The 23,665-nt window shown below is 63.5% G+C and carries 18 protein-coding genes; 13 read left to right on the plus strand and 5 right to left on the minus strand.

Annotation, left to right across the window (positions count from 1 at the left end; translation table 11 throughout):
* Positions 1 to 93: 93 nt before the first annotated feature.
* From PCA31118_RS02720 to PCA31118_RS02740, 5 genes are all read left to right on the plus strand, one after another.
* Positions 94 to 1,107 carry a LysR family transcriptional regulator gene (locus PCA31118_RS02720; protein ID WP_150622715.1) on the plus strand — a complete coding sequence of 338 codons (1,014 nt, stop codon included), beginning with the start codon at positions 94 to 96 and terminating at the stop codon, positions 1,105 to 1,107.
* 236 nt (positions 1,108 to 1,343) lie between these two features.
* Positions 1,344 to 3,155: a hypothetical protein gene (locus tag PCA31118_RS02725; protein WP_150622717.1), complete on the plus strand. Its 1,812-nt coding sequence runs from the start codon at positions 1,344 to 1,346 to the stop codon at positions 3,153 to 3,155.
* A gap of 483 nt (positions 3,156 to 3,638) precedes the next feature.
* Positions 3,639 to 3,854, plus strand: coding sequence for a hypothetical protein (locus PCA31118_RS02730; RefSeq protein ID WP_150622719.1), 216 nt, complete (start codon positions 3,639 to 3,641; stop codon positions 3,852 to 3,854).
* A gap of 260 nt (positions 3,855 to 4,114) precedes the next feature.
* Positions 4,115 to 5,794 carry a hypothetical protein gene (locus PCA31118_RS02735; RefSeq protein WP_150622721.1) on the plus strand — a complete coding sequence of 560 codons (1,680 nt, stop codon included), beginning with the start codon at positions 4,115 to 4,117 and terminating at the stop codon, positions 5,792 to 5,794.
* A 34-nt stretch (positions 5,795 to 5,828) separates the two neighbouring features.
* A complete protein-coding gene (locus tag PCA31118_RS02740; RefSeq protein ID WP_150622723.1) occupies positions 5,829 to 7,631 on the plus strand; it encodes a hypothetical protein in 1,803 nt (600 codons plus the stop codon).
* 118 nt (positions 7,632 to 7,749) lie between these two features.
* Here PCA31118_RS02740 and cphA (PCA31118_RS02745) read toward each other — a convergent pair whose 3' ends face one another.
* The gene (gene cphA, locus PCA31118_RS02745) at positions 7,750 to 10,329 is read right to left on the minus strand and encodes a cyanophycin synthetase (protein WP_150622724.1); all 2,580 of its coding nucleotides are present in this window, start codon (positions 10,327 to 10,329) and stop codon (positions 7,750 to 7,752) included.
* 156 nt (positions 10,330 to 10,485) lie between these two features.
* Positions 10,486 to 13,119: a cyanophycin synthetase gene (cphA, locus tag PCA31118_RS02750; protein ID WP_150622726.1), complete on the minus strand. Its 2,634-nt coding sequence runs from the start codon at positions 13,117 to 13,119 to the stop codon at positions 10,486 to 10,488.
* A gap of 298 nt (positions 13,120 to 13,417) precedes the next feature.
* On the opposite strand from cphA (PCA31118_RS02750), the gene PCA31118_RS02755 reads away from it, so the two are divergent.
* The 3 genes from PCA31118_RS02755 to PCA31118_RS02765 all read left to right on the plus strand — a co-directional run bounded on the left by PCA31118_RS02755 (position 13,418) and on the right by PCA31118_RS02765 (position 17,324).
* On the plus strand, positions 13,418 to 15,820 hold the full coding sequence (locus tag PCA31118_RS02755) for a cyanophycin metabolism-associated ABC transporter (RefSeq protein WP_150622728.1): 2,403 nt from the start codon (positions 13,418 to 13,420) through the stop codon (positions 15,818 to 15,820).
* A 30-nt stretch (positions 15,821 to 15,850) separates the two neighbouring features.
* A complete protein-coding gene (locus PCA31118_RS02760) occupies positions 15,851 to 16,318 on the plus strand; it encodes a cyanophycin metabolism-associated DUF1854 family protein (RefSeq protein WP_150622730.1) in 468 nt (155 codons plus the stop codon).
* Positions 16,319 to 16,415: 97 nt separating this feature from the next.
* Positions 16,416 to 17,324: a recombination-associated protein RdgC gene (locus PCA31118_RS02765; RefSeq protein ID WP_150622732.1), complete on the plus strand. Its 909-nt coding sequence runs from the start codon at positions 16,416 to 16,418 to the stop codon at positions 17,322 to 17,324.
* Positions 17,325 to 17,445: 121 nt separating this feature from the next.
* Here the strand turns inward: PCA31118_RS02765 and PCA31118_RS02770 are convergent, their stop codons facing one another.
* The gene (locus PCA31118_RS02770; protein WP_150622734.1) at positions 17,446 to 18,156 is read right to left on the minus strand and encodes an SDR family oxidoreductase; all 711 of its coding nucleotides are present in this window, start codon (positions 18,154 to 18,156) and stop codon (positions 17,446 to 17,448) included.
* A gap of 225 nt (positions 18,157 to 18,381) precedes the next feature.
* Between PCA31118_RS02770 and PCA31118_RS02775 the strand changes: the two genes are divergently transcribed.
* Positions 18,382 to 18,987 carry a TetR/AcrR family transcriptional regulator gene (locus PCA31118_RS02775; RefSeq protein WP_150622736.1) on the plus strand — a complete coding sequence of 202 codons (606 nt, stop codon included), beginning with the start codon at positions 18,382 to 18,384 and terminating at the stop codon, positions 18,985 to 18,987.
* A 28-nt stretch (positions 18,988 to 19,015) separates the two neighbouring features.
* Here PCA31118_RS02775 and PCA31118_RS02780 read toward each other — a convergent pair whose 3' ends face one another.
* On the minus strand, positions 19,016 to 19,921 hold the full coding sequence (locus PCA31118_RS02780) for a LysR family transcriptional regulator (RefSeq protein WP_150622738.1): 906 nt from the start codon (positions 19,919 to 19,921) through the stop codon (positions 19,016 to 19,018).
* Positions 19,922 to 20,070: 149 nt separating this feature from the next.
* Here PCA31118_RS02780 and PCA31118_RS02785 point away from each other — a divergent pair, with 149 nt between their 5' ends.
* Positions 20,071 to 20,784 (plus strand): SDR family oxidoreductase, encoded by a 714-nt coding sequence (locus PCA31118_RS02785; RefSeq protein WP_150622740.1) that lies wholly within the window; start codon positions 20,071 to 20,073, stop codon positions 20,782 to 20,784.
* A gap of 429 nt (positions 20,785 to 21,213) precedes the next feature.
* Here the strand turns inward: PCA31118_RS02785 and PCA31118_RS02790 are convergent, their stop codons facing one another.
* Positions 21,214 to 21,402, minus strand: a complete 189-nt coding sequence (locus tag PCA31118_RS02790; protein ID WP_044456015.1) for a hypothetical protein — start codon at positions 21,400 to 21,402, stop codon at positions 21,214 to 21,216.
* Positions 21,403 to 21,753: 351 nt separating this feature from the next.
* Here PCA31118_RS02790 and minC point away from each other — a divergent pair, with 351 nt between their 5' ends.
* From minC to minE, 3 genes are read left to right on the plus strand one after another with little or no spacing between them, the layout of a single operon-like run.
* On the plus strand, positions 21,754 to 22,503 hold the full coding sequence (minC, locus tag PCA31118_RS02795; protein WP_150622742.1) for a septum site-determining protein MinC: 750 nt from the start codon (positions 21,754 to 21,756) through the stop codon (positions 22,501 to 22,503).
* Between the two features lie 43 nt (positions 22,504 to 22,546).
* The gene (gene minD, locus PCA31118_RS02800; protein WP_044456013.1) at positions 22,547 to 23,362 is read left to right on the plus strand and encodes a septum site-determining protein MinD; all 816 of its coding nucleotides are present in this window, start codon (positions 22,547 to 22,549) and stop codon (positions 23,360 to 23,362) included.
* A 9-nt stretch (positions 23,363 to 23,371) separates the two neighbouring features.
* Positions 23,372 to 23,626, plus strand: a complete 255-nt coding sequence (gene minE, locus PCA31118_RS02805; RefSeq protein WP_010808102.1) for a cell division topological specificity factor MinE — start codon at positions 23,372 to 23,374, stop codon at positions 23,624 to 23,626.
* The last annotated feature ends 39 nt before the right edge of the window (positions 23,627 to 23,665 follow it).

Genomic DNA, 23,665 nt, shown 5'->3' on the forward strand with positions numbered 1-23,665 from the left:
TTATGCCGCCGACCAATAAGCATATGCAGTTGCGGTGGGAGCGAAATTTCGCCGGACCGGCCAGTGCAACAGTGTTTTCAATGGGGAAATATCATGGATCGCTTGCAAGCGATGCAGGTCTTCACGCGAGTGGTCGAGGCGAACAGCTTCTCGCGTGCCGCCGACAACCTCGGGTTGCCGCGCACCTCGGTGACCACGATCATTCAGAACCTGGAGTCGCATCTGGGCACGCGTTTGCTTCAGCGAACGACCCGTCGGCTCAATCTCACGCCTGACGGCGCGGCGTATTACGAGCGATGCCTGCGCATTCTCGCGGACATCGAGGAGACGGAATCGTCGTTCCGCGAGAGCAGTCAGCGTGTGCGCGGCAAATTGCGCATCGACATGCCGGGCTCGCTCGGCAAACTGGTGGTGCTGCCGTCGCTGTGCGAATTTCACGACCGCTATCCGGAAATCGAACTGATGGTCGGCATGGGCGACAAGCCTGTCGATCTGATTCAGGAGGGTGTCGATTGCGTGTTGCGCGTGGGCACGCTACAGGATTCGAGCCTCGTCGCGCGCCGGGTCGGCATGTTTCAAAGCCTGACGTGCGCGTCGCCGTCCTATCTGGAGCGCATGGGCATGCCCCATACGCTAGACGACCTGCAACGTCACACGGCGGTGCATTACTTCTCGAGTCGCACGGGACGCATCATCGAGGAGCAATTCGTCGTCGATGGCAAGGAAGTCGAAATTCACATGCAGGGCTCGGTCGCCGTGAACGATGCCGAGGCCTACCTGCAACTCGGCTTGTCAGGCTTCGGAACTGTGCAGTTGGCGCGCTTCATGGCGCTGCCCTATCTGCAATCGGGGCAACTGGTCGAGATCCTGCATCAGTGGAAGCCGCCTCCCATGCCGATTTCGGCGGTGTACCCGCACAACCGCCATCTGTCTCCGAAGGTGCGCGTATTTGTGGATTTCATCGCCGAAATCTTCGAGCGCTGCCCGTTATTGCAGGGACTCGACGAGACCGCCGGGCAGTGCAAGCCGACCGTGGCCGTGGCCGACGGGGATCAACGCTGGGCGACGTACGGCACGGAGATGGCACCGCAGGAAGTAGTGGTTTGAGCGATTTCTGCGCGCGTGTGAAATGGCCTAATGGAAAAATTGGGCACTTTCACCACGCGCAGAGGGGGGCGGCACCGACCGCCTCTCGCCAACCCCACCATGACGATATCGATCACGCAACGTCTGCCGTTTCATCACTGTCTTTGCCTCGGCCGCGCGGGCGCTGCCGGCGGGCCTGAACTCCCGCAATTCCACGGCTCGTCGACGGCATCGAACCCGCCGCACAGAGGCACGCAATGATTACCGGCGCGCTCGATGCGCTGCGAAGCGCCATCCATCCCTGCCGGAATCTCGAGTCTTCCTCGGCGCGGCTGAATCAATCGCTGGATGTCTTGCATGACAGTTTGCGCGGCGGCTCTCCGGGCGCTTCCGATATCACCGAAGCCGCCGAGACCGTCGAAAATGCCTGTTTGAAGCGCGACGGTTGGCACGCGCTCAAACAGCGCTTTTCGCCGGAATCGGGCCGCAAGGTGTTCGTCGAACGACTGGTACGAACGCATCTCGCGACGACTGACACCGGACTGGCCCACGTGCGCCAGACGTTTCCCTACGCGGTGCTGGATTCGGAGGCCGCCAGCGTCGTCAAGGCGCTCAAGCCGACTGTCCGGGATGCCATCGTCGACGGCTGGTCGAATCCGGACAGCACGGCGGTACATATGACCGAGCAGGGATTCATCGCCCTGGAGATCCCCGGAACGGATCTGCGCTGCGCCTTGTTTGGGGGGTGTTTCGGTAGCGAGGGGCTTGCGCTGACGCAGCGCGAAGCCACGCAACTGCTGCTCGCGAGACCGGAAGGGGCGCCACCCGGTGGGACGGTGCTTCGCGCGCTGCGCGACGGGATCGCGGACCGATCGGCCGAAAATTACGCCCTGTTGAGTGCCGCCATCGACGCGAACGGCGACGTGTTACCGGAATTGAATCAGGAGGATGTGCGTGCCGTTGCGAATGCGGCGCACGATGCGCTGATGAGCCGCGGGGACGCCCGGGGCCGGGCGCCGTTCGCCAGACTGTTTCGTCGGATGGGCGACACGCAGCGTGCGGATCAATCGGGCGGCGTCGTCAGACTGACGATACCGGCCAACTGGTTGCGCGGCGGCGCGTCGACGGTGGTCCGCCCGGCGACGAACGATGCATCGAGCGCGGCCCCCATTTCGAGCGCTACCGCGCGTGAGCTGACCTTGCAGGCGCAGGTCCGCGCGATGAACCAGACCACACCACGCGCGGCGGTCGATGCGCTGCTGGCGTCGGCGAAAGCTTTTGAAGATGCGCACGATCCGCTTGCTGCTGCCGGAAAATATGCGCTGGCGGCCGAAAAACTCGCCGGTTTCGCATTGTTCCCGAGCGTGGGCGAGGCGATGTTCAACGCCTTCGGCAACTACGGTCCCTATTTGCAGAGGTCGAGTCGTATCGCGTCGCTATGTGCCGAAGCGTTCGAGGCGCGAGGGCTGTATTTGAGTGCGGCCGCGACGCACGAGGTGGTCGCAGACTACCTCATGGCCGGTCTGGACAGTCGCATTGATCGCGAGACCATGGCAACGCTGGCTTCCACGCACCGGGACACCGCTGACGCGTGTTTCGTAAAGGGCGGTCTGCCGGCTGCAGCCAAGGACCGTGACTTCGCCGGGCTGGTCCGTCGGGCGATCGAAACGAACAGCGCGTCCCTTGGTGCCGGGAAAGTGCTGGTGGGCGACGGGTACATCATCAAATTCGAGGACCTGACCGATCCGTTCCTGGCGGAGACTTTCGACAAGGAAGAACCGACCGAGTGGCTACTGTTGATGAGTGGTCAGCGCACCGATGGGGTCGAAATCTATACGCCGATTACGAAAGCGTCCTGGCGCATGCTGACCAAGCGGGTGACCGACGAGCGAGGAGTGGCACTGCCGAATCAGACGCGTCGGCACCCGTACCTGACGCGCCCGCTCGCCGACCGGGACTTTGCGCTGGGGGCCGTCTGCGTCGAAATGTTCCGCCGGGCCAGCGACGCCGAGACATCGGACAATGCCTCGATGCCCTCGGTGCCGCCATCAGGCGGAGACGCATCATGATTTCGGGCGCCCTCGGTGCGCTCAGAAGCGCAATTCAATCGTGCCGTCCTCACGAGCCGCAGTCTGCGCAAGCGGCCGCCGCGATGCAGGCACTCCAGTCGTGCCTGCAAACCTGCTCGCCGGGTGCTGCCGAACTGACCCGGGCGATCGAGCGGGTCGAGGCGGCGTTCACGAAAAATGACGCCTGGCAGTGCCTCAAACATTGCTTCGAGCGGCATGTCGGCCGCAGTGCCTTCGTCAAGGCTGTCGTCAGAAATCACGTGACGACGACCTCGACCGGAATGGCACACGTGCATCGTGTCGTGGGCAACGCACAACTCGACAATTTCGCGACACAACTGGTGCGGGCAATGCGCCCCGAGATCCGCGCCGACATCGTGGATCGGTGTGTCGCCCGCGCTCGATCGCGACGCCGCGCCGCAGTCGGCCGCCGAGCAGTATCTTGCGTCGGCATAGCTCTATGCGAGCGCCGGAGACGATCGGATGGCCGCCAGCATGTACGCGAATGCCGCCGAAAAACTAGCAGGCTTTGAAACTTTCAGAGACATTTCGCAGGCGCTCACCGACGCGATCACCGCGTACGAAAACGATGTGGGTGCCGTGAGCAGGATCGGCACGCGATGTGCCGAGGCATTGATGAAGCAGGGCCTGTACGTCAGTGCGGCGATGACGCACGATCTCGTCGCATCGCCTGCTTGACTGGCTGGAGAAGAAGCCTGCAGACGTCGATATGGCGCAAGTGAATGTGCGGTATGCATCGCACACTGGTCGCGACCGATTTCGTTGAAGGGATCGAGGCCCTCGATCTGCTCACGGCGAAACCGCCGGTCGCCGGCGCAGCGGCACCTGCAGGCGCTTCGGTCTGAGCGATTTGTGCACGCCTGCACAAAGGCATGGTGGGACACTGGGCTATCGCCATGCCATGTGCGGGGACACACAGTCCGCGTCTTCCTTGTCCAATGACGTCGCAATTGCTGCACACGCTCAAGAGCGTGATATCGCCTTACTTCCCTATTGCCAATCCCGAGGCGCGCTTGCCGAAGGCGATGCGCGTCATCGCGGCGCTTGCCGAGACGTGTTCGGCGACGTCCAGAGAGTTGTTCGTCGCCGGTGCGGAACTCCTGAAGGCCGGGAGTGCGGATCATGGATGGAACGTTATCGGGCCTTGCTTTGAGCGTGGCGTCGACCGTACGGATACCGTCAGAGAACTCGCGCGCAGCCATCTGGCCGCGTTGCCCGGCGGACTGCGGCATGTGCTGGGGGCGTGCAGCATGCGCGTGTTCGACGAGTTGAACGAAAAGGTGTTCGGCGTGTTGGCGCCGGATGTCCGGGACGAGATCGTGCGGCGCTGGTCCGAACCCAACGGGTCTCGGCTGTACGTCACGAGGGAGGGGCTCTTTGCGGTGGACTTGCCCGGCACCGATTTTCGCTGCGCATTGACGGCTAAGGGCCTGTCGCAGAGCGGGCTGCGTCTCACGCAACATGAGGCTACACGGCTGCTGCTGGCGCAGGTCGACGGTGACTTTGCGAGCGGTCCCGTGCTCACGGTCCTTCCCGCAATGGCTGTCCTCCATCCCGGCGTCGTTTATACACTGCTCGGTGCGGTCATCGGCCCGGACGGCAGTCTGCCGCCCGAACTCGATCGTGACGAGATCCATGCCTTGGCGGCGGCCGTGCATGACAAGTTGAAGTGCGAGGACGGGACTGTCGAGCTTCGCGCACCGTTCGCCAGATTTTTCCGTTGGATGGGAGACGAAAAACGTGCGGCGCAAGCGCACGCGCTGACGGCAAGCGTTCGGTCCCTGCACGCCGAGCAGGGCGGCGGACTCGCGCTTGACCCGAACCTGAGCGGACGGGAGCGGGCAGACGAGGTGTCAAGGATCAATCACACCCGTGCAGCCATCGAGCGTCAACTGGCGGCATTCCACTATGACAGGGCGATCGAGCCGCGCCTGGCCGCGACCGAACTGCTGGCGTCGGCGAGCAGCTTTTCGTCCGCCGGAGAGCGTCCGTTGGCTGCAGCAATGTATGCCGCTGCCGCTGAAAAGCTGGCGAGTTGCGGTGCGTTTTCGGAGGTTCGGTCGACGTTGAAAGATGCCGCTGGGGCTTATGGCGCCGACTGGGACGCACTGAGCCGGATTTGCGCGCGCTGTGCCGAGGCGTTCGACCGGCGTGGTCATCACCATGCCGCGGCGAAAACGCACGCGTTGGCAGCCGGGTTCATGCGCGAGAGGATTGAACGGCATGCGGATATCGACGTGGCCGGTGCATTGGCGTGCTACGAGCGACATTTCGTGCGCGCCCAGTCAGATGTCCCGGCGCGCATTCGGTCGGCCATCGCGGCACGTCTGCACGCGTTGAGTTCGGCGGATGGGCTGAAGGTCATCGGCGCCGTCATTCGATTCGACGCCCGGCAGGATCCGATTCTGTTCGAGGCGTTCGATCCGGACGCGGACACCGAATGGCTGCTTTGGCACATGGGGGAGCAGGGCGATGGCACCGGTGTCTACCATCTCGTGATCGACGAGACGCGTGAGCAACTCTGCAAGACCGGGAGTCGACATCCTTATTTCGACAGGACGGTGACGCGCAATGACTTCATCGATGGTGACGAGGCACTCGCGTTGCTGTCGAGGTAACCGACGCAAACGAGGCTTGTGAAGGAGAAATACGTTGATTCCAGGCATCAGTGGGTCGCGCATCGGCGCGACGACGGAGACGGCAAGCGGCATTGCGCCGGGGCAGCGGTTGACGTCGGTATTGGCCGAGTTCGAGGCTGAGGTGCAGCGAAGCGCACCGGGCTCGGCGCAACTGACGCGACTCGTCGACTGGTTGGAGATGGCGGTGCTGCATCCCGAGAACTGGCGGTATCTTCGCCTCGGTTTCAAAGACGGTGAAGCACGGCGATCGATTGCAGAGCATCTGGCACGGGCGCATCTGGCGACATTTGCCGTCGGTGTCGAGCATCTGCAGGACAGTGCATTCAGCGCACAACTCGGCACCCTGGCGCCGCGTCTGCTCGGCGCATTGACCCAAGACGTTCGCGACGGCATCGTGGGGCGTTGGTCCGCGGGAGACGCGGCCGCGTTGGAAGTGACCGACAAGCAGTACTTCGCCATGGAAGTGCCGGGCACGGGGTTTCGTTGCGCGCTGATCGGCAACGTGTTCGGGCCAGGAGCTCTGTGTCTGACGCAGCGCGAGGCGACGGATCTGCTGCTCGCGCATCTGGGTGACGGTGCCACGACGGTATTGCAGGCGCTGCGCCGCGTCGCCGGGCGAAATCCGGTCACCGCAGGGCAGTTGCTACACGCCGTGATCGGTGCGGATGGCAGCCTGCTGCCCGAGCTGGACGCCGCCGAAATTCGTCCCCTCGTTGCGTCGATTCTCGAGACCCTCAGGCCCGAAGCCAGAAGCGTGGCGTTTCGTGAGCCTTTCGCGCGACTATTCAACTGGCTGAGGGACGATGCAAGTGCGGCGGCGCTGCGCAAGGAGATGGCGCGGATTCTCGCCGACCAGGCAGGCGACCTTGCCCCACAAGCCATTCGCGTGCACGACGGCAACATCGTGGCGCCGGACGACATGCGGGTGCAGCATTCGTACAAAGTCGGCATACAGCACTCGCTGGCCGCGCTGCATTTCCGGGATGCCAACGCGCCGATGGAGGCGGCCATACAGTACATCAGCGCGGGCATACGTCTGCGTGAGGCGGGTGACGCTGCCATTGCCGATGAACTGATGATGCGCGGTGAGGCGCAACTGCTGAGCGTGCTTGGGGCGGCGCGTTATCAGGACGTCGGAGACATCGTGAGGCCGTTGATCGACGCCTGCCGCGCAGACTACGTCGCGATTGAGCGCATCTCAAGGTTCTGTGCGACGGTATTCGAGAGTCAGGGGCGAATGCTCAGTGCCGCGAGCATCCATGACGCCGTCGTCGCGTGCCTGCCGGGCACGCTTGAGTCGGGCATCGATGCCGATGTGCAAGCCATGCAGCGCGCACAGGCGTTTCACTTGAGGCAAGTGCGGCAACATTACGGATCGGGGGGCTTGGGGGCAGCGCCGGACAACGTGTCGACGCTGATCCGCTCGGTCGTTCACGCGCGTGTCCAGACGCTCATGCCGCAGGAGCGTCTCGCAGGGCCGAATTACGTCATCCACCTGGATGCGGCTCAGGCAATGTTCCTGAATGAGCCCTTCGACAGTCGGTGGTTGCTGCTGCGAGTCTCCCGCGATGGCACGGACGAGACGACGTACCACGTCGTCAGCGAACACGCAAAGCGGGAGATGCTCGCGCATACGACGATGCATCCGCAGCGTGAGCGTCCCCTCGATGCGTCGGACTTCATTGACGGGGCGCAGGCATTGGAACTGCTGCTCTCGGCGCGACCTGTCGACGCATCGGTCGTGTCGGGTGCCGGTTCGAAAGCACCCTCCAGCCCGCTGTCGGCATCGGCATCTCAGATAGCTGGAACGCGATGACACTTCCCCAGGGGCGTGCGCTGATGGCAAGTGCCTGAAGGCATCGGACGTGCCGGGAGCCGACGTTGGCTCCCGGACAAGGCTTGGTCGGGTCAGACTGACCGGTGTATCAGAAGACTCAGCGGGCGCTGGCCTCAGCAACGCGCTGGCCGATGTGCGCCAGCGCTTCGTCGACCTGATCGATGAGGATCAGGCACAGGTCGCCCGGTTGCAGGCGAGCCAGCGCCGTGTCGATGGCGACGAACTCGCCGTTGATCTCGTCGATATGGCGGGTACGGGTGGCGCCTACCAGACCGTCGCGCAGGAGCTTGATGACTTCACCGTCTTCACGGCCGCGCTGGCACTGGTCCTGATAGAGCAGCACGTCGTCGAACGCGTCACCCAGAATCTCCGTCTGACGGCGAATGTCTTCGTCGCGACGATCTCCCGCGCCCGAAATCACCACCGAGCGGCGACGCGCCGGCATCGTCTCGACGGCCTGCGTGAGTGCCGCGATGGCGTCCGGGTTATGGCCGTAATCGGCGATCAGCGTCGCGCCCTTGTAGTCGAAGACGTTGAAACGACCGGGGGCAGTGCCCGCATCGTTCACGAACGTCAGCAGCCCGGCGCGAATGGTCGCCGGATCGATCGCCAGCGCCCAGGCGGCGCCGATGGCTGCCATCGCGTTCTCGACCTGGAAACCGATGGCGCCGTTGCGGGTGAGCGGAATCGCCGACAACGCGTAGCGCGTTTCTTCGCCACCGTGCGCCGTCACGATATGCCCCCCGTCGACGTAGACCACACGTTTGCCCTTGGCGCGATGGGTCGCGAGCACCGGGTGCGCCGCGTCCACCGCGAAGTACGTCACATCGCCCGGGCAGGCGTCGGCCATGCGCGCGACCATCGGGTCGGCAGCATTGAGCACGGCCATGCCTCGCGGCGATACGTTGCGCACGATTACGCTCTTGAGCACCGCCAGATCTTCCACGGTGTTGATGTACGACAGCCCCAGATGGTCGCCCATGCCGATGTTGGTCACGACCGCAACGTCGCAACGGTCGTAGGCGAGCCCCTCGCGCAGCAGACCGCCGCGTGCGGTTTCGAATACGGCGGCATCGACGTCCGGGTGCATGAGCACGTTTCGCGCACTGCGCGGGCCGCTGCAATCGCCGGTGTCGATGCGCTGACCACTGATATAGATACCGTCGGTGCCGGTCATGCCCACGCGCAACCCTTGCTGGGCGATGAGGTGCGCGATCAGGCGGACGGTGGTCGTCTTGCCGTTCGTGCCCGAGACCGCGACGAGCGGAATGCGACCATCGTCGCCGTCTTCGAACATGGTCGAGACGATGGCTTCGCCGACCGCGCGACCTTTGCCGTAGGACGGCTGAAGGTGCATGCGAAGGCCCGGCGCGGCGTTGACTTCCACGATGCCGCCCGCCTGGTCTTCGAACGGTCTGATGACGGTTTCGCACACGGCGTCGACACCGGCGATGTCCAGACCGACCTGCTGCGCGGCCGCCACGGCGCGTGCGGCGATTTCCGGATGGACGTCGTCGGTCACGTCGGTGGCGGTGCCGCCGGTCGACAGATTGGCATTGTTGCGCAGGACGACGCGCGCGCCAGCGTCAGGCACGGAGTCGGCGTTCAAACCTTGTTTTGCCAGCGTGGCCAGCGCAATGTCGTCGAAGCGGATTTTCGTAAGCGAGGTGGCATGGCCTTCGCCGCGGCGCGGATCTGCGTTCACCGCGTCGACCAGTTGGCGTACGGTATGCACGCCGTCGCCGGTGACTTGCGGCGGGTCGCGACGTGCGGCGGCCACCAGCTTGTTGCCGATGACCAGCAAGCGGAAGTCGTGGCCCGGAATGTAGCGCTCGATGATGACGTCGCGGCAGATGTCCTGCGCCGCTTCGAACGCCTTTTCGATTTCTTCGCGCGTGCGCAGTCGCACGGCCACGCCCTTGCCCTGATTGCCGTCGCGCGGCTTGACCACGACCGGAGCATCGATTTCCTGCACCAGTTTCCAGGCGTCTTCGATGTCGCGCACGGTGCCGCCGAGCGGTACCGGCACACCGGCAGCATGCAGCAGCGTCTTGGTCAGATCCTTGTCCTGCGCAATGGATTCGGCCACTGCGGAGGTCCGATCGGTCTCGGCTGCCTGAATGCGTCGCTGTTTGCTGCCCCAGCCGAATTGCACCATCGAGCCTTCGGTCAGACGGCGGTACGGAATACCGCGTGCGACCGCCGCATAGACGATCGAGCCGGTCGACGGGCCGAGACGCACGTCTTCGTCCAGATCGCGCAAGCGATAGAGCGCATCCGCGAGATCGAACGGACCATCTTCCAGCGCGGCATGGATGAGCTGTTGCGCAAGGTCGAACGCCAGACGCCCGACCGGTTCTTCGCTGTATTGCACCACGACCTGGAAAGTGCCCGGTTCGATGGTTTGCGTCGTCTGGCTGAACGTGACCGGACATCCGGCGGCGGCTTGCAGATGCAGCGCCGTGGTGGCGAGTGCGTCCGCGAGCGACACCGGACGCTCTTCAGCGTCGGGCGTGAGCGCCGGCAACTCCGGGAAGCGGGCGCGCAGACGGGCTTCGAAGCCGGCCAGATTGCCGATCGAGTATTCCAGATCGGTGCATGTCACGATGGCCTCGATGGCGGTGTGACGGCTCCAGAGGTTCGGCCCGCGCAATGCGCGGATACGGGAGACTTCCATAAATTGCAATCCCTGTCTGTCCACTTCGCGTCCCTGTGTATCGTTACGGCGGTTGGTTGGCGAGAAAAACGACTGTGGCTTAGGTGTTCGGTACTTATCTAGCGGGAGACGGCGGCGGCAGGGTGGCTGCCGGGCGCCGCTCCTGACGGTTTTGCCTCAGGCGGCCAGTGCTCGCATCGGTTGACCCATCCACAGATGCACGAGCTCGAGCATGGCGCTGGCGCCGCCTTCGTCGGCCTGCAACACGAGCAGATCGCCGCTCGCGAGCTGGGCGAGTGCGGCTTCGGCGGCGGCGCGGCGCTCGCCGGCGTCCGTGACCTGCACCTTGCGGCCTGCGGCGTCGATGCCTGCGCGCAGTTGGGCGCGCGACTCGTTCGACGCGCGTTTTTGCTTGACGCTCAGGTCGTCGCAAAGCACGACACGATCGAACGTCTGCGCGAGCAGCTTGCCTTGCGCCTGAAGATCCTCGTCCATGCGGTCGGCGCCCGGGCCGTACACCACCATGCGGCGCTCGGCGGGCAGCGAAGCGAGGGCGGCAGCCAGCGCTGTCAACGCCGGGGCGTTGTGCGCATCGTCGACGATCACGGTCGCGCCTTGCTTCTCGAACAGCGTGAACCGGCCCGGTGCATCGACCTGACCGACGTCAAAGGTCGTCACGCCCGTGCGCAGAATGTCGAGCGCCACGCCCATCGACCACGCGGCCGCGACCGCAGCCAATACGTTTTCCACCTGGAAGGCGACGCGTCCGGCGTAGGTCAGCGGCATGTTCGCCGTCGATCCGAGATTCGTTTCTTCGGAACCGGTGGCGAGGATCACCTGACCATTACGCACGAACACCACGCGCTTGCCTGCGGCGCGGTGGGCCACGATTGCCGGCAGTTGTTCGTCCAGCCCGAAGAAGATCACGTCGCCATCGCACAGCTCGGCCATTTCCACGACCAGCGGATCACGGGCGTTGAGCACGGCCACGCCGTCCGGCAACACCACGTCCACCTGGGTGCGCAGTACGCTGAACATGCGGTCGACGTCTTCGACGAAGTACTGACCGAGATGATCCGGACGGTCGATGTTCGTCACGATGCCGACCTGGCAGCGGTCGTAGGCGAGGCCCTCGGACAGAATGGCGGTGTTGTCGTTCTCGAAGACGGCGGCCGTAACACTCGCGTTCATTAGCACGCGGTTCGCGGCGTCCCAGTTGGCGCAGTCGCCACGTTGCACGAGGCGCTTGTCGAGGAACAGGCCATCGCTGCACGCCAGACCGGTATGTTCGCCGGCCAGTTGCAGCAAATGCGTGAGCAGACGTGCCGTAACGGTCTTGCCGTTCGTGCCGGTAATGCCGACCACCGGAATGCGTCCGGTGTCGCCGTCGGGGAACAGGTGATCGACGATGGCACGGCCGACCGGGCGCGGTGCGCCGTCGGCGGGCTTCAGATGCATGAGCAGACCCGGGCCGGCATTGACTTCCACGATGGCGCCGCGTTGTTCGGCGAGCGGGCGGGAGATGTCTTCGGCGACCAGATCGACGCCGGCGATGTCCAGGCCGACGATACGTGCGGCCAGCGACGCGTGTGCGGCGACGCTCGGGTGCACGCGGTCGGTGACGTCGAAGGCGACGTTGCCGTTGCGCTGGATCAGCACGTTCTTGCCTTGCGGCGGGACGGAGTCGGCATCGAAGCCCTGACGCTTGAGCTCAAGCCGGGCCGACGAGTCGATGCGCACACGGTTGAGCGGCTGGTCTTCCGCGCTGCCGCGACGCGGGTCGCTGTTGATTTGCTGCTCGATGAGTTCCGAGACGGTATGTTGGCCGTCGCCCACCACCGAGGCCATTTCGCCCATCGCGGCGGCCACCACGCGTCCGCCCACGACCAGCAGGCGGTGTTCAAGCCCCGGTACGAAGCGCTCGACGATCACGCCGTTGCCTTCTTCGAGCGCCACGTCGAACGCGGTCGTGACTTCTTCTCGTGTGGTGAGATTGATGAACACGCCACGGCCATGATTGCCGTCGTACGGCTTGACGACTACCGGCAGGCCGATGTCTTCGGCCGCCTCCCAGGCGTCTTCCGCGCTGTCGACCAGACGGCCTTCCGGCACCGGCACGCCGCAGGACTCGAGCAGTTGCTTGGTTAGGTCCTTGTCGCGCGAGATGCTCTCGGCGATCGCCGGGGTGCGGTCGGTCTCGGCCGTCCAGATCCGACGGGCGGCCGCGCCGTAGCCCAGTTGCACGAGATTGCCGTCCGACAGGCGAAGATGCGGAATGTCGCGGTCGTCGGCGGCGTCCACGATGCACGCGGTGCTCGGGCCAAGACAGTGCTTGTCGACCAGATTGCGCAGTTCTTCCACGGCAGCCTCGACGTCGTAGGGACGATCTTCGATGGCCGCCATGACCAGATCGCGCGCGGCGAACAACGCCGCGCGGGTCACGTCTTCATGCCAGGCCCGCACGATGACCTTGTAGACGCCGGAGATCGGGGTCTCGCGGGCCTTGCCAAAGCCACCGGGCATGCCGGCGAGGTTCTGGAGTTCGAGCGTGACATGTTCGAGGATGTGGCCGGGCCAGGTGCCTTCGCGCAGACGCTGAAGGAAACCACCGCGCTCGCCGATGCTGCAACGATGCTCGATGAGGGTCGGCAGCCATTCGGACAGCCGCTCGGGGAACCCCGGGATCTTATTGGACGGGAACGCTTCGAGTTCACCGATATCGACCCATGCCTCAAGCACCGGCCGATATGTCCACATATTCGGTCCGCGCAGCGACAGGACATCGAAAATCTCAATGTCTTTCTTTTTCATCTAAGGCTTTAATTCACGCGTCAGGGCGGGTACGTAGAAGCCGGCGAGGCCGATTTCAGGCGGCACAGCCGGTCGCGCTCTTACAGTTAACTGGATGCTTAACGCAAAAAATCCGTAAACGGTTGACACCCGCAACAATATTTCGATGCTGCACCGTGTCATGCTGGAACTCCGTGCCGCAAAAAGCGTCGCTGTGGTTATACTTGCGGCAATTTTGCGGACCTGACAGGGAAAGTCCGCGTCGATTTTTCTCCGTTTGCCTCGATGTCCGCCCCTTGAGGACACGTCTGCCGCATCAATGACCGACACCTCCGCCCAAGCGGCTTCTTCCGCCGCCGCCTCGAAAGATCCCTCCGCGCCGCCGTCCCCGGCGACACCCGCGCGCAACGCCGCCGCCGAACCCTGGTACCTCGATCTGAGCGCCCAACTGGCCGACGGCGAGGCCGTGCTGGCGTGGCTGAGCGTGGACCTGGACGCCCAACTGCACTTTGCGCGGGGTGTCGTTGTCGCGACCGATCGCCGGATCTTCGCCCGGGAGGCGCGCCGCGACACGCCGTCGGGCAACTGGCAGTCGTGGCCGTACCGCGCCGACCTGTCGCTCTCGCATACCGACCATGCGGGCGTTGGCTCGCTGGAACTGTGCGACGCGACAAGGAAACTGGCGAACTGGCGCTATACGCTGGGCCACAATCCGGCAGCGCTCACGCTGATGGACACGATCATGCGCCAGCGCGATGCGCTGGTTGCGGGGCGCGCCTCGAACGATTTGCCGCATGAGGTGGGGGTTTGCCCAATTTGTCAGGCGGAATTGCCGCCGGGCGCCGAGGAATGTCCGCAGTGCAACCCGGAGGTAGAAGCCCCGCCGTCGACATGGGCATTGCTGCGATTGTGGCGCTTCGCCCGTCCGTATCGCTTTCAGTTATTGGCCGGGTTTCTTCTCACTCTGTGCGCCACCGGCGCCACGCTGATCCCGCCGTATCTGACGATGCCGCTGATGGACAACGTGCTCATTCCGTTCCAGAACGGCCAGCCCATCGATTACCACCTGGTGGGAATGTATTTGTCTGGGCTGCTCGGCGCAGGCGTGGTGGCGTGGGTGCTGGGATGGGCGCGTACCTATTTGCTGGCCAAGGTGTCGGAGCGTATCGGCGCCGACCTGCGCACGGCAACCTACTCCCATCTGTTGCGCCTCTCGCTGGAGTACTTCGGCGGCAAGCGCACGGGCGACCTGATGGCGCGCATCGGCTCCGAGAGCGATCGCATCTGTGTCTTCCTGTCGCTGCACCTGCTCGACTTCGCGACCGACGTGCTCATGATCGTCATGACGGCCGTCATTCTCGTGTCGATCAATCCGTGGCTGGCGCTCGTCACGCTGTTGCCGCTGCCGTTCATCGCCTGGCTCATCCATCTGGTGCGTGACCGTCTGCGTCACGGCTTCGAGAAGGTCGACCGTATCTGGTCGGAGATCACCAATGTGCTCGCCGACACGATTCCGGGCATTCGGGTGGTGAAGGCGTTCGCACAGGAAAACCGCGAGGTGGCGCGCTTCAAGGAAGCGAACCGCCACAACCTCATGGTCAACGACCGGGTCAACAAGGTCTGGTCGCTGTTCACCCCGACGGTGACGTTCCTCACGGAAGTCGGGTTGCTGGTCGTCTGGGTCTTCGGTATCTGGCAGGTGTCCAAGCACGAAATCACGGTGGGTGTCCTGGCGGCGTTCCTGACCTATATCAGCCGCTTTTACACGCGTCTCGATTCGATGAGCCGCATCGTCTCGGTGACGCAAAAGGCGGCGGCCGGCGCCAAGCGTATCTTCGACATTCTCGATCACGTGTCGAACGTGCCGGAGCCGGTCAATCCGGTGCATCTGAAAGAAGTGAAGGGCGCCATCGATCTGCGCGACATCGGGTTCCGCTACGGCAATCGCGCTGTGATCCGCGGCATGGATCTGCGCATCGCGCCGGGCGAGATGATCGGGCTGGTCGGTCACAGCGGCTCGGGCAAGAGCACGCTGGTGAACCTGATCTGCCGCTTCTACGACGTGGCGGAGGGCTCGATCCAGATCGACGGCGTGGACATTCGTGCGCTGCCGGTGTCGGATTTCCGTCGAAATGTCGGCCTGGTGTTGCAGGAGCCGTTCCTGTTCTTCGGCACGATCGCGGAGAACATCGCCTACGGCAAGCCCAATGCCACGCGCGCCGAGATCGTGGCCGCCGCGCGCGCCGCGCACGCGCATGAATTCATCCTGCGCCTGCCGCATGGCTACGACTCGCTCGTGGGCGAGCGCGGTCAGGCACTCTCGGGCGGTGAGCGTCAGCGTATTTCCATTGCCCGCGCTTTGCTGATCGATCCGCGAATTCTGATTCTGGACGAAGCGACGTCGTCGGTGGATACCGCCACGGAAAAGGAAATTCAGAAGGCGCTCGACAACCTCGTCAAGGGGCGTACGACGATTGCCATCGCGCACCGTTTGTCGACACTTCGCAAGGCCGACCGGCTCGTGGTGCTCGATCGCGGCAAGATCGTCGAAGTCGGCAATCACGACGAACTGATCGCTCGCGAAGGCGCTTACTACAAGCTTTATCAGGCGCAGCAGCGCAATGTCGATACGGATATCGACGCCGTTGTCGAGTCCGCCGAAGCGGCTGCCACGGTGGCGGCCGTTACGGCCGCGCCGGCACAACCGCTCTCCGTCAACTGACCGTCCACTGAACCGTTCGCGAAGCTATTTATGCAGATCGATTTCACCCTGTCGCGCAACGCCTTCGGACGTCTGGTGCTGACTGACGCCGAGGGCGTCGCGCATGAAGGTATCGTGCCCGTGCGCGCCTTTCCGATTGCCGCACCCGACGAGGGGCTGGCGCTCGTGAGCACGGAAGGGCGCGAGCTCGTCTGGCTCGATTCGGTGGATGCGCTGCCCGAGGACATGCGTGCGCTCGTGCGCGACGAACTCGCCGCGCGAGAGTTCATGCCCGAGGTGTTACGCATCAAAGGCGTGTCGACCTATGCCACGCCGAGCACGTGGACCGTCGAGACGAATCGTGGCGAGGCGTCGTTCGTGCTGCGCGGTGAAGAGGACATCCGCCGGCTCGGCGGGCAGACGCTGCTCATTACCGACAACCACGGCATTCACTTCCTGATTCGCGATTCAGGCGCGCTGGACAAGGCCAGCAGGAAGATTCTCGACCGCTTCCTCTGACGACTTCGGCGCTCATCTTGCGCGATTCGGGTTACCGCACTTCGCCGTACCTCCCGGCACTGGTAAAATCGCTGCTTTTGATTTTGCGGTGATGCCGATGTGGTTCAAGAATCTTCAGTTGCACAGAATTCCTGCCGGTTGGTCCATGAGCGTCGCGCAAATGGAAGAGGCGCTCGAGAAGCACGCCTTTCGTGAGGGCGGCAGCCTCGAAATGCAGGTGCAGGGCTGGGCGCCGCCGCGCGAAGGCGGCGAACTCGTGCACAGCATCAACCGTCAGTTTCTGCTGGCCTATCGCGCCGAGAAGAAGCTGCTGCCGACGACCGTCGTCAATCAGGTCACGCGCGCCAAGGCGCTCGAACTCGAAGAGCAGCAGGGCTTCAAGCCCGGCCGCAAGCAAATGCGCGAGCTCAAGGAGCAGGTCACCGACGAACTGCTGCCGCGTGCGTTCGGCATTCGCCGCGACACGCGCGTGTGGATCGATCCGGTCAACCGCTGGCTGGTGATCGACGCGGCCTCGCCTGCGAAGGCCGACGAAGTGCGCAGCCTGTTGCTCAAGACGCTGGACATCGTTCTCGAGAACGTCGAACTCAACGAAGCGCCGGTCGCCGTGATGACGTCGTGGCTCGCCGGTAACGATGCGCCGGCCGGCTTTACCGTCGATCAGGACGTGGAACTGCGCTCGAACACGGACGAGAAGGCCGCCGTGCGTTACGTGGCTCACCCGCTCGACGGCGCCGACGTGCGTCAGCACATCGAAGCCGGCAAGCGCTGCACGAAGCTGGCGATGACGTGGAACGACCGCATTTCGTTCGTGTTGACCGACGCGTTCATCATCAAGCGAGTGACGCCGCTCGACATCATCAAGGACGCCGCCGATCCGACCGCCGAAGGCGAGGCGGAGAAGTTCGACGCGGACGTGGCCCTCATGACCGGTGAACTCGCCCGCATGCTCGACGACCTGGTCGAAGCCGTGGGTGGCGAACGCCAGATGGACAAGGCCGCCTGAGCGCCAGGCTGTCCCGGCACGAAGGCCGAACGCCGCGATACCTTCCGGATGTCGCGGCGTTTTTTTTGCGACCGGGCTTACGACCGGGCTCGCGGGCTTATGGGCTTATGGGCTTGCCAGCTTACGACTGGGCAGACGGATCGATCAGGTAAATGCCTTGCGACAATCCCTGTTTGACCGCACGCGTCGTGTCGTCGACGTGCACTTCCAGTTCGCCGGCCTCGATGGCCGCGTAAGCCTGACGCACGACGTCCGACGGCGTGGTTTTTTCGACGTCGAAGCCGCTCGTCAGATCGGTGTCGATGTAGCCGGCATGCAGACCGACGACCTGGGTCTTCTGTTCACGCAATTCATGACGCACGCCGTTGGTCAGCGACCACGCCGCCGACTTCGTGATCGAATATTCGGAAATCACGCGGGAATTGACCCAGCTCACGACAGACAAGACGTTCAGCAAGGCGCCACCGCCGTTGCGCCCCAGGACCGGCGCGAACGCCTGCGTCATGGCGAGTACGCCGAACAGATTGGTCTCCAGCGTGTCGCGCAGCAGCTTCGCCGAGCCCGGGCGGGTCAGGCCCTCGGAGACGCTGGCGACACCGGCATTGTTGACAAGCAGGGTGACGTCGCCTGCCAGGCTGGCGGCAGCCGCCACGTCGTCGGCGTTGTTCACGTCGAGTTTGACCGGAATCACGCCCGGTAGCGTCACCTTCGACGGGTCGCGTGAACCTGCGTATACCTTTTTCGCGCCGAGGGCCAGCGCCTGTTTGGCGAACTCCAGTCCAAGGCCCCGGTTGGCACCGGTGACGAATACGACGGCATCTTTGATCTGCATTGCATGACTCCAATACGGTAAATGGGCCGTGCCGCAAAGGGCAGGCGGCTAACGGTTCTGACGGTTTCAGCTATACTTCATGACAATTGTGATCGCCATCGTCATTGAGGCGCATTGTGCCGACTGGCGGTGCGTCGTGTCAATGGTGATCGACATTGTCTTTTTCGATGACGCCGATAGACGCGATTGGGGCGCCGTCGGCCAGTGCGCAGGAGGAAGTGGGAAATGGGGATTTCGAGGGAGCAGGCGGCAGGCAATCGCGAGGCGATCGTCAAGGCGGCCGACCGGTTATTTCGCGAGCGTGGCGTTGACGCCGTCGGACTGACGGCGCTGATGAAAGAAGCCGGGTTTACGCAAGGCGGCTTCTACAACCACTTCAAGTCGAAGGATGCACTGGTGGCGGCGGTGATGGCGCGGGCGATGGAGGCCAACGATGCGATGTTGGCGCAGCGCCAGGCAGATTTGGCCGCAGGGACGGCGCCGAAGATGAGCGTGGAGACGTATTTGTCCACGGCGCATCGCGACGACGTGGCTTGCGGCTGTCCCGTAGCGGGGTTCGCGGGCGACGTGCCGCGCATAGGCGACGAGGCGCAAGCGTGCTATGCCAAAGGATTGGCGGATTCACTCGAACGGATGACGGAAGCGGGCGTGGCGAAGGGGCTCACCCGCGAGCAGGCGTCCCGGCACGCCATGGCGCGATTCGCTCAGATGGTGGGCTCGCTCGTGCTCTCGCGCGCTGTCGTTGGGGTGGACCCGGCGTTGTCCGACGCCTTGCTGGCAGCGGGGCGCGAGGCCCTTGAGGGGGCGGCCGAGCGCGACACGACGGCGTGATCGAGGTGCTGCGCGTCAAGCGGGCCCGTCAGTGCACGGGCCAGCGCCACGTCGCGCGCAAGCGGTCTCGCAAGAACTCGACGAACACGCGTGTACGTGGCGCCTGATGACGGCTGTGCGGGTACACGGCATGCAACGGCGAGGCTGGAATCTGAAGCGCGGGCAGCACGCGCACGAGCCGGCCCTCGCGAATATCGTCGCCCACATCCCAGATCGATTTTTGCGTAATGCCTGCGCCGTGCAGTGCCAGTTGATGCGCCGCGTCGCCGTCATCCACCAGGTAGGTGTCGGGCACTTGTACGCGCAACGTTTCGGATCCCGATACGAATCGCCAGTCGCCGTGCGGTGCATTGCCGAACAGGATGCAGTCGTGGCGTTGCAAGTCGCCGACGTCCGACGGCGTGCCGTGCTGTGCCAGGTAGTCGGGCGAAGCCACCAGTACCCGATAGTTCGGCGCCAATTCCTGCGCCACGAGGCTGGAGTCGGGCAGGGTGCCCACGCGGATCGCGACATCGATGCCTTGCGCCACCAGATCGACCCACAGGTCGCTTAGCGACATCTGCACTTTGACATCCGGATGCTGCTCGCGAAACGCCACGAGCAGCGGCGTGAGATGACGGCGGCCGAAGGCGCGCGGTGCACTGATGCGTAAAACCCCGCCGACGGTGCCCGCCTGTCGGGTCATCAACCGTTCGGTCTCCGCAATTTCGGCCAGAATCCGCTGGCAGCAGGCGTGAAAGACCTGTCCCGCTTCGGTCAGTGCCTGCCTGCGCGTGGTGCGGTTGAGCAGTCGCACCCCCAGTCGTTGCTCCAGCAACCCGAGCCGTTTGCTCACGACCGCGAGCGACAGGCCCATCTCACGGGCCGCAGCCGACAGGCTTCCGGTCGACACGACCCGGTCGAAGAGCGCGAGGTCCAGCGTCTGATCGATCATTGCAGCGCCATTGTCAAAAATTTGAAGAGAGTCATTCAGTTTTTTGAGGGATTATCGTCTGCGTGGATAGGGATCACAATAGTCCCATGACATCGCCGATCGCACGATGGCGACGTCGCGGTTCCCTTTTTCCTCTCTGGAGTGACAGCATGTTTGACTTCGAAGGCCAGCGGGTGCTGGTGATCGGCGGCAGTTCCGGTATCGGCCGCGCGGCGGCGCAGGCGTTTGCCAAGGCGGGGGCGGCGGTGACCATCGCGTCGCGCAGTCAGGCCAAGCTCGACGACGCGCTCGCCACCATCGGCAGCAGCGCCCGGGCGGTCACGCTCGATACCGGCGACGTGGCCGCTATCGAGCGGTTCTTTGCCGATCACGCGCCGTGGCACCACGTAGTGATCTCCGCCGCACAAACGCCGACAGGACAGGTGCGCAAGCTCTCGTTGGCGGACGCCCATGCGGCGTTCGACAGCAAGTTCTGGGGCACTTATCACGTGGCCAAGTTTGCTCGCATCGAAGACGGCGGTTCGCTCACGCTGACGTCCGGTTATCTGAGCGTGCGACCCAGCACGTCGTCGGTGGTGCAGGGGGCGATCAACGCGGCGGTCGAAGCGCTGGGGCGCGGACTGGCGCTTGAGCTCTCGCCGGTGCGTGTTAACACGGTCTCGCCGGGGCTGACTATCACGCCGCTCTGGAACAAGCTCGCCGAAGCGGACCGCGAGGCGATGTATCGCCAGGCGGCCGAGCGTTTGCCTGCGCGTCGTGTCGTGGCGGCCGAGGACGTTGCAAACACCATCCTGTATCTGGCGGGCACCCCGAGTGCGACAGGCTCCACGGTGCTCATCGACGCGGGCGGCGCCATTGCCTGAGGCGCGTTGTTTGCGCGGGAAATTGTTGCGATGCATCAATTTCCCGGTCCTGATCTTGCGTCGACTTTGAACGTGCGCAAACGCGGTATACCCGGATCACTTTCGAGTACCTATTTCGATAGGGATTGCCTAGAATGAAAACGTGCCATCCCGCCATGTCGAAGTTAGGAGGCCGCTATGCTTACAGGGAGCTTGATTGGGATGTTGTTGATTGCGCTGGTGGTCGGTGCCGCAGTGGCCTGGCTGGCAGATCGCAATTGGTGTCGGGAGCATCCGACGGCGCGGCACACGTGGCGGCGCCATCGTCGTGATATCCGGCATGGGTAAATCGTGTCGGCGTTTGCCGGGGCAGGCGCCCCGGACAATGAAAAGCCCGCCTTCCGGCGGGCTTTTTTGCGACTTAAGACACCTTAACAACTGGCTGGGCGCTCAGGCAACGGCCTGAAGGAAGTACTTGCCCTGGACGGTCAGACGCGGCGACTTCTTCCCCGCTTCCAACTCTTCCCACTCGATCAGTTTGCTCTCGAGCAACGATTCGAGGTCCGGGCGATCCAGCTCCACTTGCTCCGGAGCTTCCTTGACCAGCATCAGGGTGGCAAATTCATGATGACTCAGCATCTTCGTCTCCCGGTTTGCGGTTCCACTGGGGGTCCCTCGTCAGGGACTTTAAGGATAGGTCACGAAAAAGCCGCTTGCGCGACAAAATTCGTACTTTCGATGCTGCTATGCAGCACGTCTCGTATGGGACTTTCCCACGCACAGAATAGGCCGGACGGATGACATTGCCGTGTCAATCGGCTAGCATTTTGCGACGCAAGCAACGTATACAAAATGCACCGCCGTATTGCATCGCAGCAATGGTGATTTTTGGGCAATTTGCGGTGTTGCCCTGCTTATTAGCGGTTTGCAGGTAGCCAAGGGACGGTAGAATGGTCCAATTTGCCAGCAATTCGCGCACAACAACCTGACATGCCGCAAAAGAAAACGCCGTACTTCGAGTTACGCAGCGGTGCCGTAGATACCCTGCATTTCGTTGTCAAGACGCCTGAGCTGGACACCTTGCGCACCGAGTTGGCGCAACGTTTCGAAGCGACTCCGGAGTTTTTTGCCGGCGACACGGTCGCCATCGACGTGCGGCGTCTGGCGGGCGACGAGCGCGTCGCCGTGCCTGCGTTGGCCGAAATGCTGGCCGAATTCCGCATGAAGCCGATCGGTGTCGTTGTGAACACCGAGCAGGCCGAGTGGGCCGTGGTGGAAGGCCTTCCGCGTCTGGACAGTCACGAGCGCCATGAGCGCCGTGCGCCGCGCGCGAATCGCGACACCGAGGTGCCCGCCGATGCCGAACCGGCACAAGCCGCACCGGTGGTCGCGGAAGCCTCGGCGATTCCCTCGACGATCATCGACAAGCCTTTGCGTTCGGGCCAGCAGGTCTACGCGAAGGGTGATCTGATCATCCTCGATCTCGTCAGTTACGGGGCCGAGGTGATCGCGGAAGGTAATATTCACATTTACGCGCCGCTGCGGGGACGGGCGCTGGCAGGCGTGAAGGGCAAGCTCGACGCGCGCATCTTCTGCACTTGCCTGGAGCCCGAGCTGATTTCCATCGCCGGTATTTACCGGACTGGCGAATATGCCTTGCCGCCTGACGTGCAGGGGCGGTCGGTGCAGGTGCGGCTGGTAGACGACAAACTGATTTTCGAGCCCCTTGGGCTCAAATGATTCGTAGCTAATTTCATCCTCAAGTTTGGGAAGGCATCGACAGATGGCAAAAGTGATTGTGGTGACCTCTGGCAAGGGTGGTGTCGGCAAGACGACGACCAGCGCCAGCTTTTCCGCCGGCCTCGCCTTGCAGGGGCACAAGACGGCAGTCATCGATTTCGACGTCGGCCTGCGCAATCTCGACCTCATCATGGGTTGCGAGCGCCGCGTGGTGTACGACCTGATCAACGTGATTCAGGGCGAAGCCAACCTCAATCAGGCGCTCATCAAGGACAAGTCCTGCGAGAACCTGTTCATCCTGCCCGCCTCGCAAACGCGGGACAAGGACGCACTCACGCAAGCTGGTGTGGAGAAGGTCATCAAGGACCTGACCGACATGGGCTTCGAATACATCGTGTGCGATTCGCCGGCCGGTATCGAGTCGGGCGCACTGCTGGCGATGCACTTCGCCGACGAAGCGCTCGTGGTGACGAACCCGGAAGTGTCGTCGGTGCGCGATTCGGACCGCATTCTGGGCATTCTGTCCTCGAAGACGAAGCGCGCCATCGAAGGCAGCGAGCCGATCAAGGAGCATCTGCTGATTACGCGTTACAACCCCAAACGCGTGAACGACGGTCAGATGTTGTCGCTGGAGGACATTCAGGAAATTCTGCGAATCAAGCTCATTGGCGTGATTCCGGAATCGGAGTCGGTGCTCCATGCCTCGAACCAGGGCACGCCTGCCATCCATCTGGACGGCACGGATGTGGCCGATGCCTATCGCGACGTGGTGAGCCGATTCAAGGGCGAAGACAAGCCCATGCGCTTTACCGACTATCAAAAGCCGGGCCTGTTGCAGCGCATTTTCGGCTCGAAGTAAGGAGCGCCCATGTCCTTCCTGTCTTTCCTCCTGGGGGAGAAGAAAAAGACCGCCGCCGTTGCCAAAGAGCGCCTGCAGATCATTCTGGCGCACGAACGCGCGGGCTCGTCGCCGCCGGCAGATTACTTGCCCGCGTTGCAGCGCGAGCTGGTCGCCGTCATCTCCAAGTACGTGAAAATCGCGCAAGACGACATCAAGGTCAGTGTCGAGCATCAGGACAACCTGGAAGTGCTCGAAGTGAAGATCGAGTTGCCGCAGACCTGAGCGGGGCGTGACACACGGCGGCGTCGGTGTGTCACGCGT

The sequence above is a fragment of the Pandoraea captiosa genome, assembly GCF_902459775.1.
In the GTDB taxonomy this organism is placed as follows: domain Bacteria; phylum Pseudomonadota; class Gammaproteobacteria; order Burkholderiales; family Burkholderiaceae; genus Pandoraea; species Pandoraea captiosa.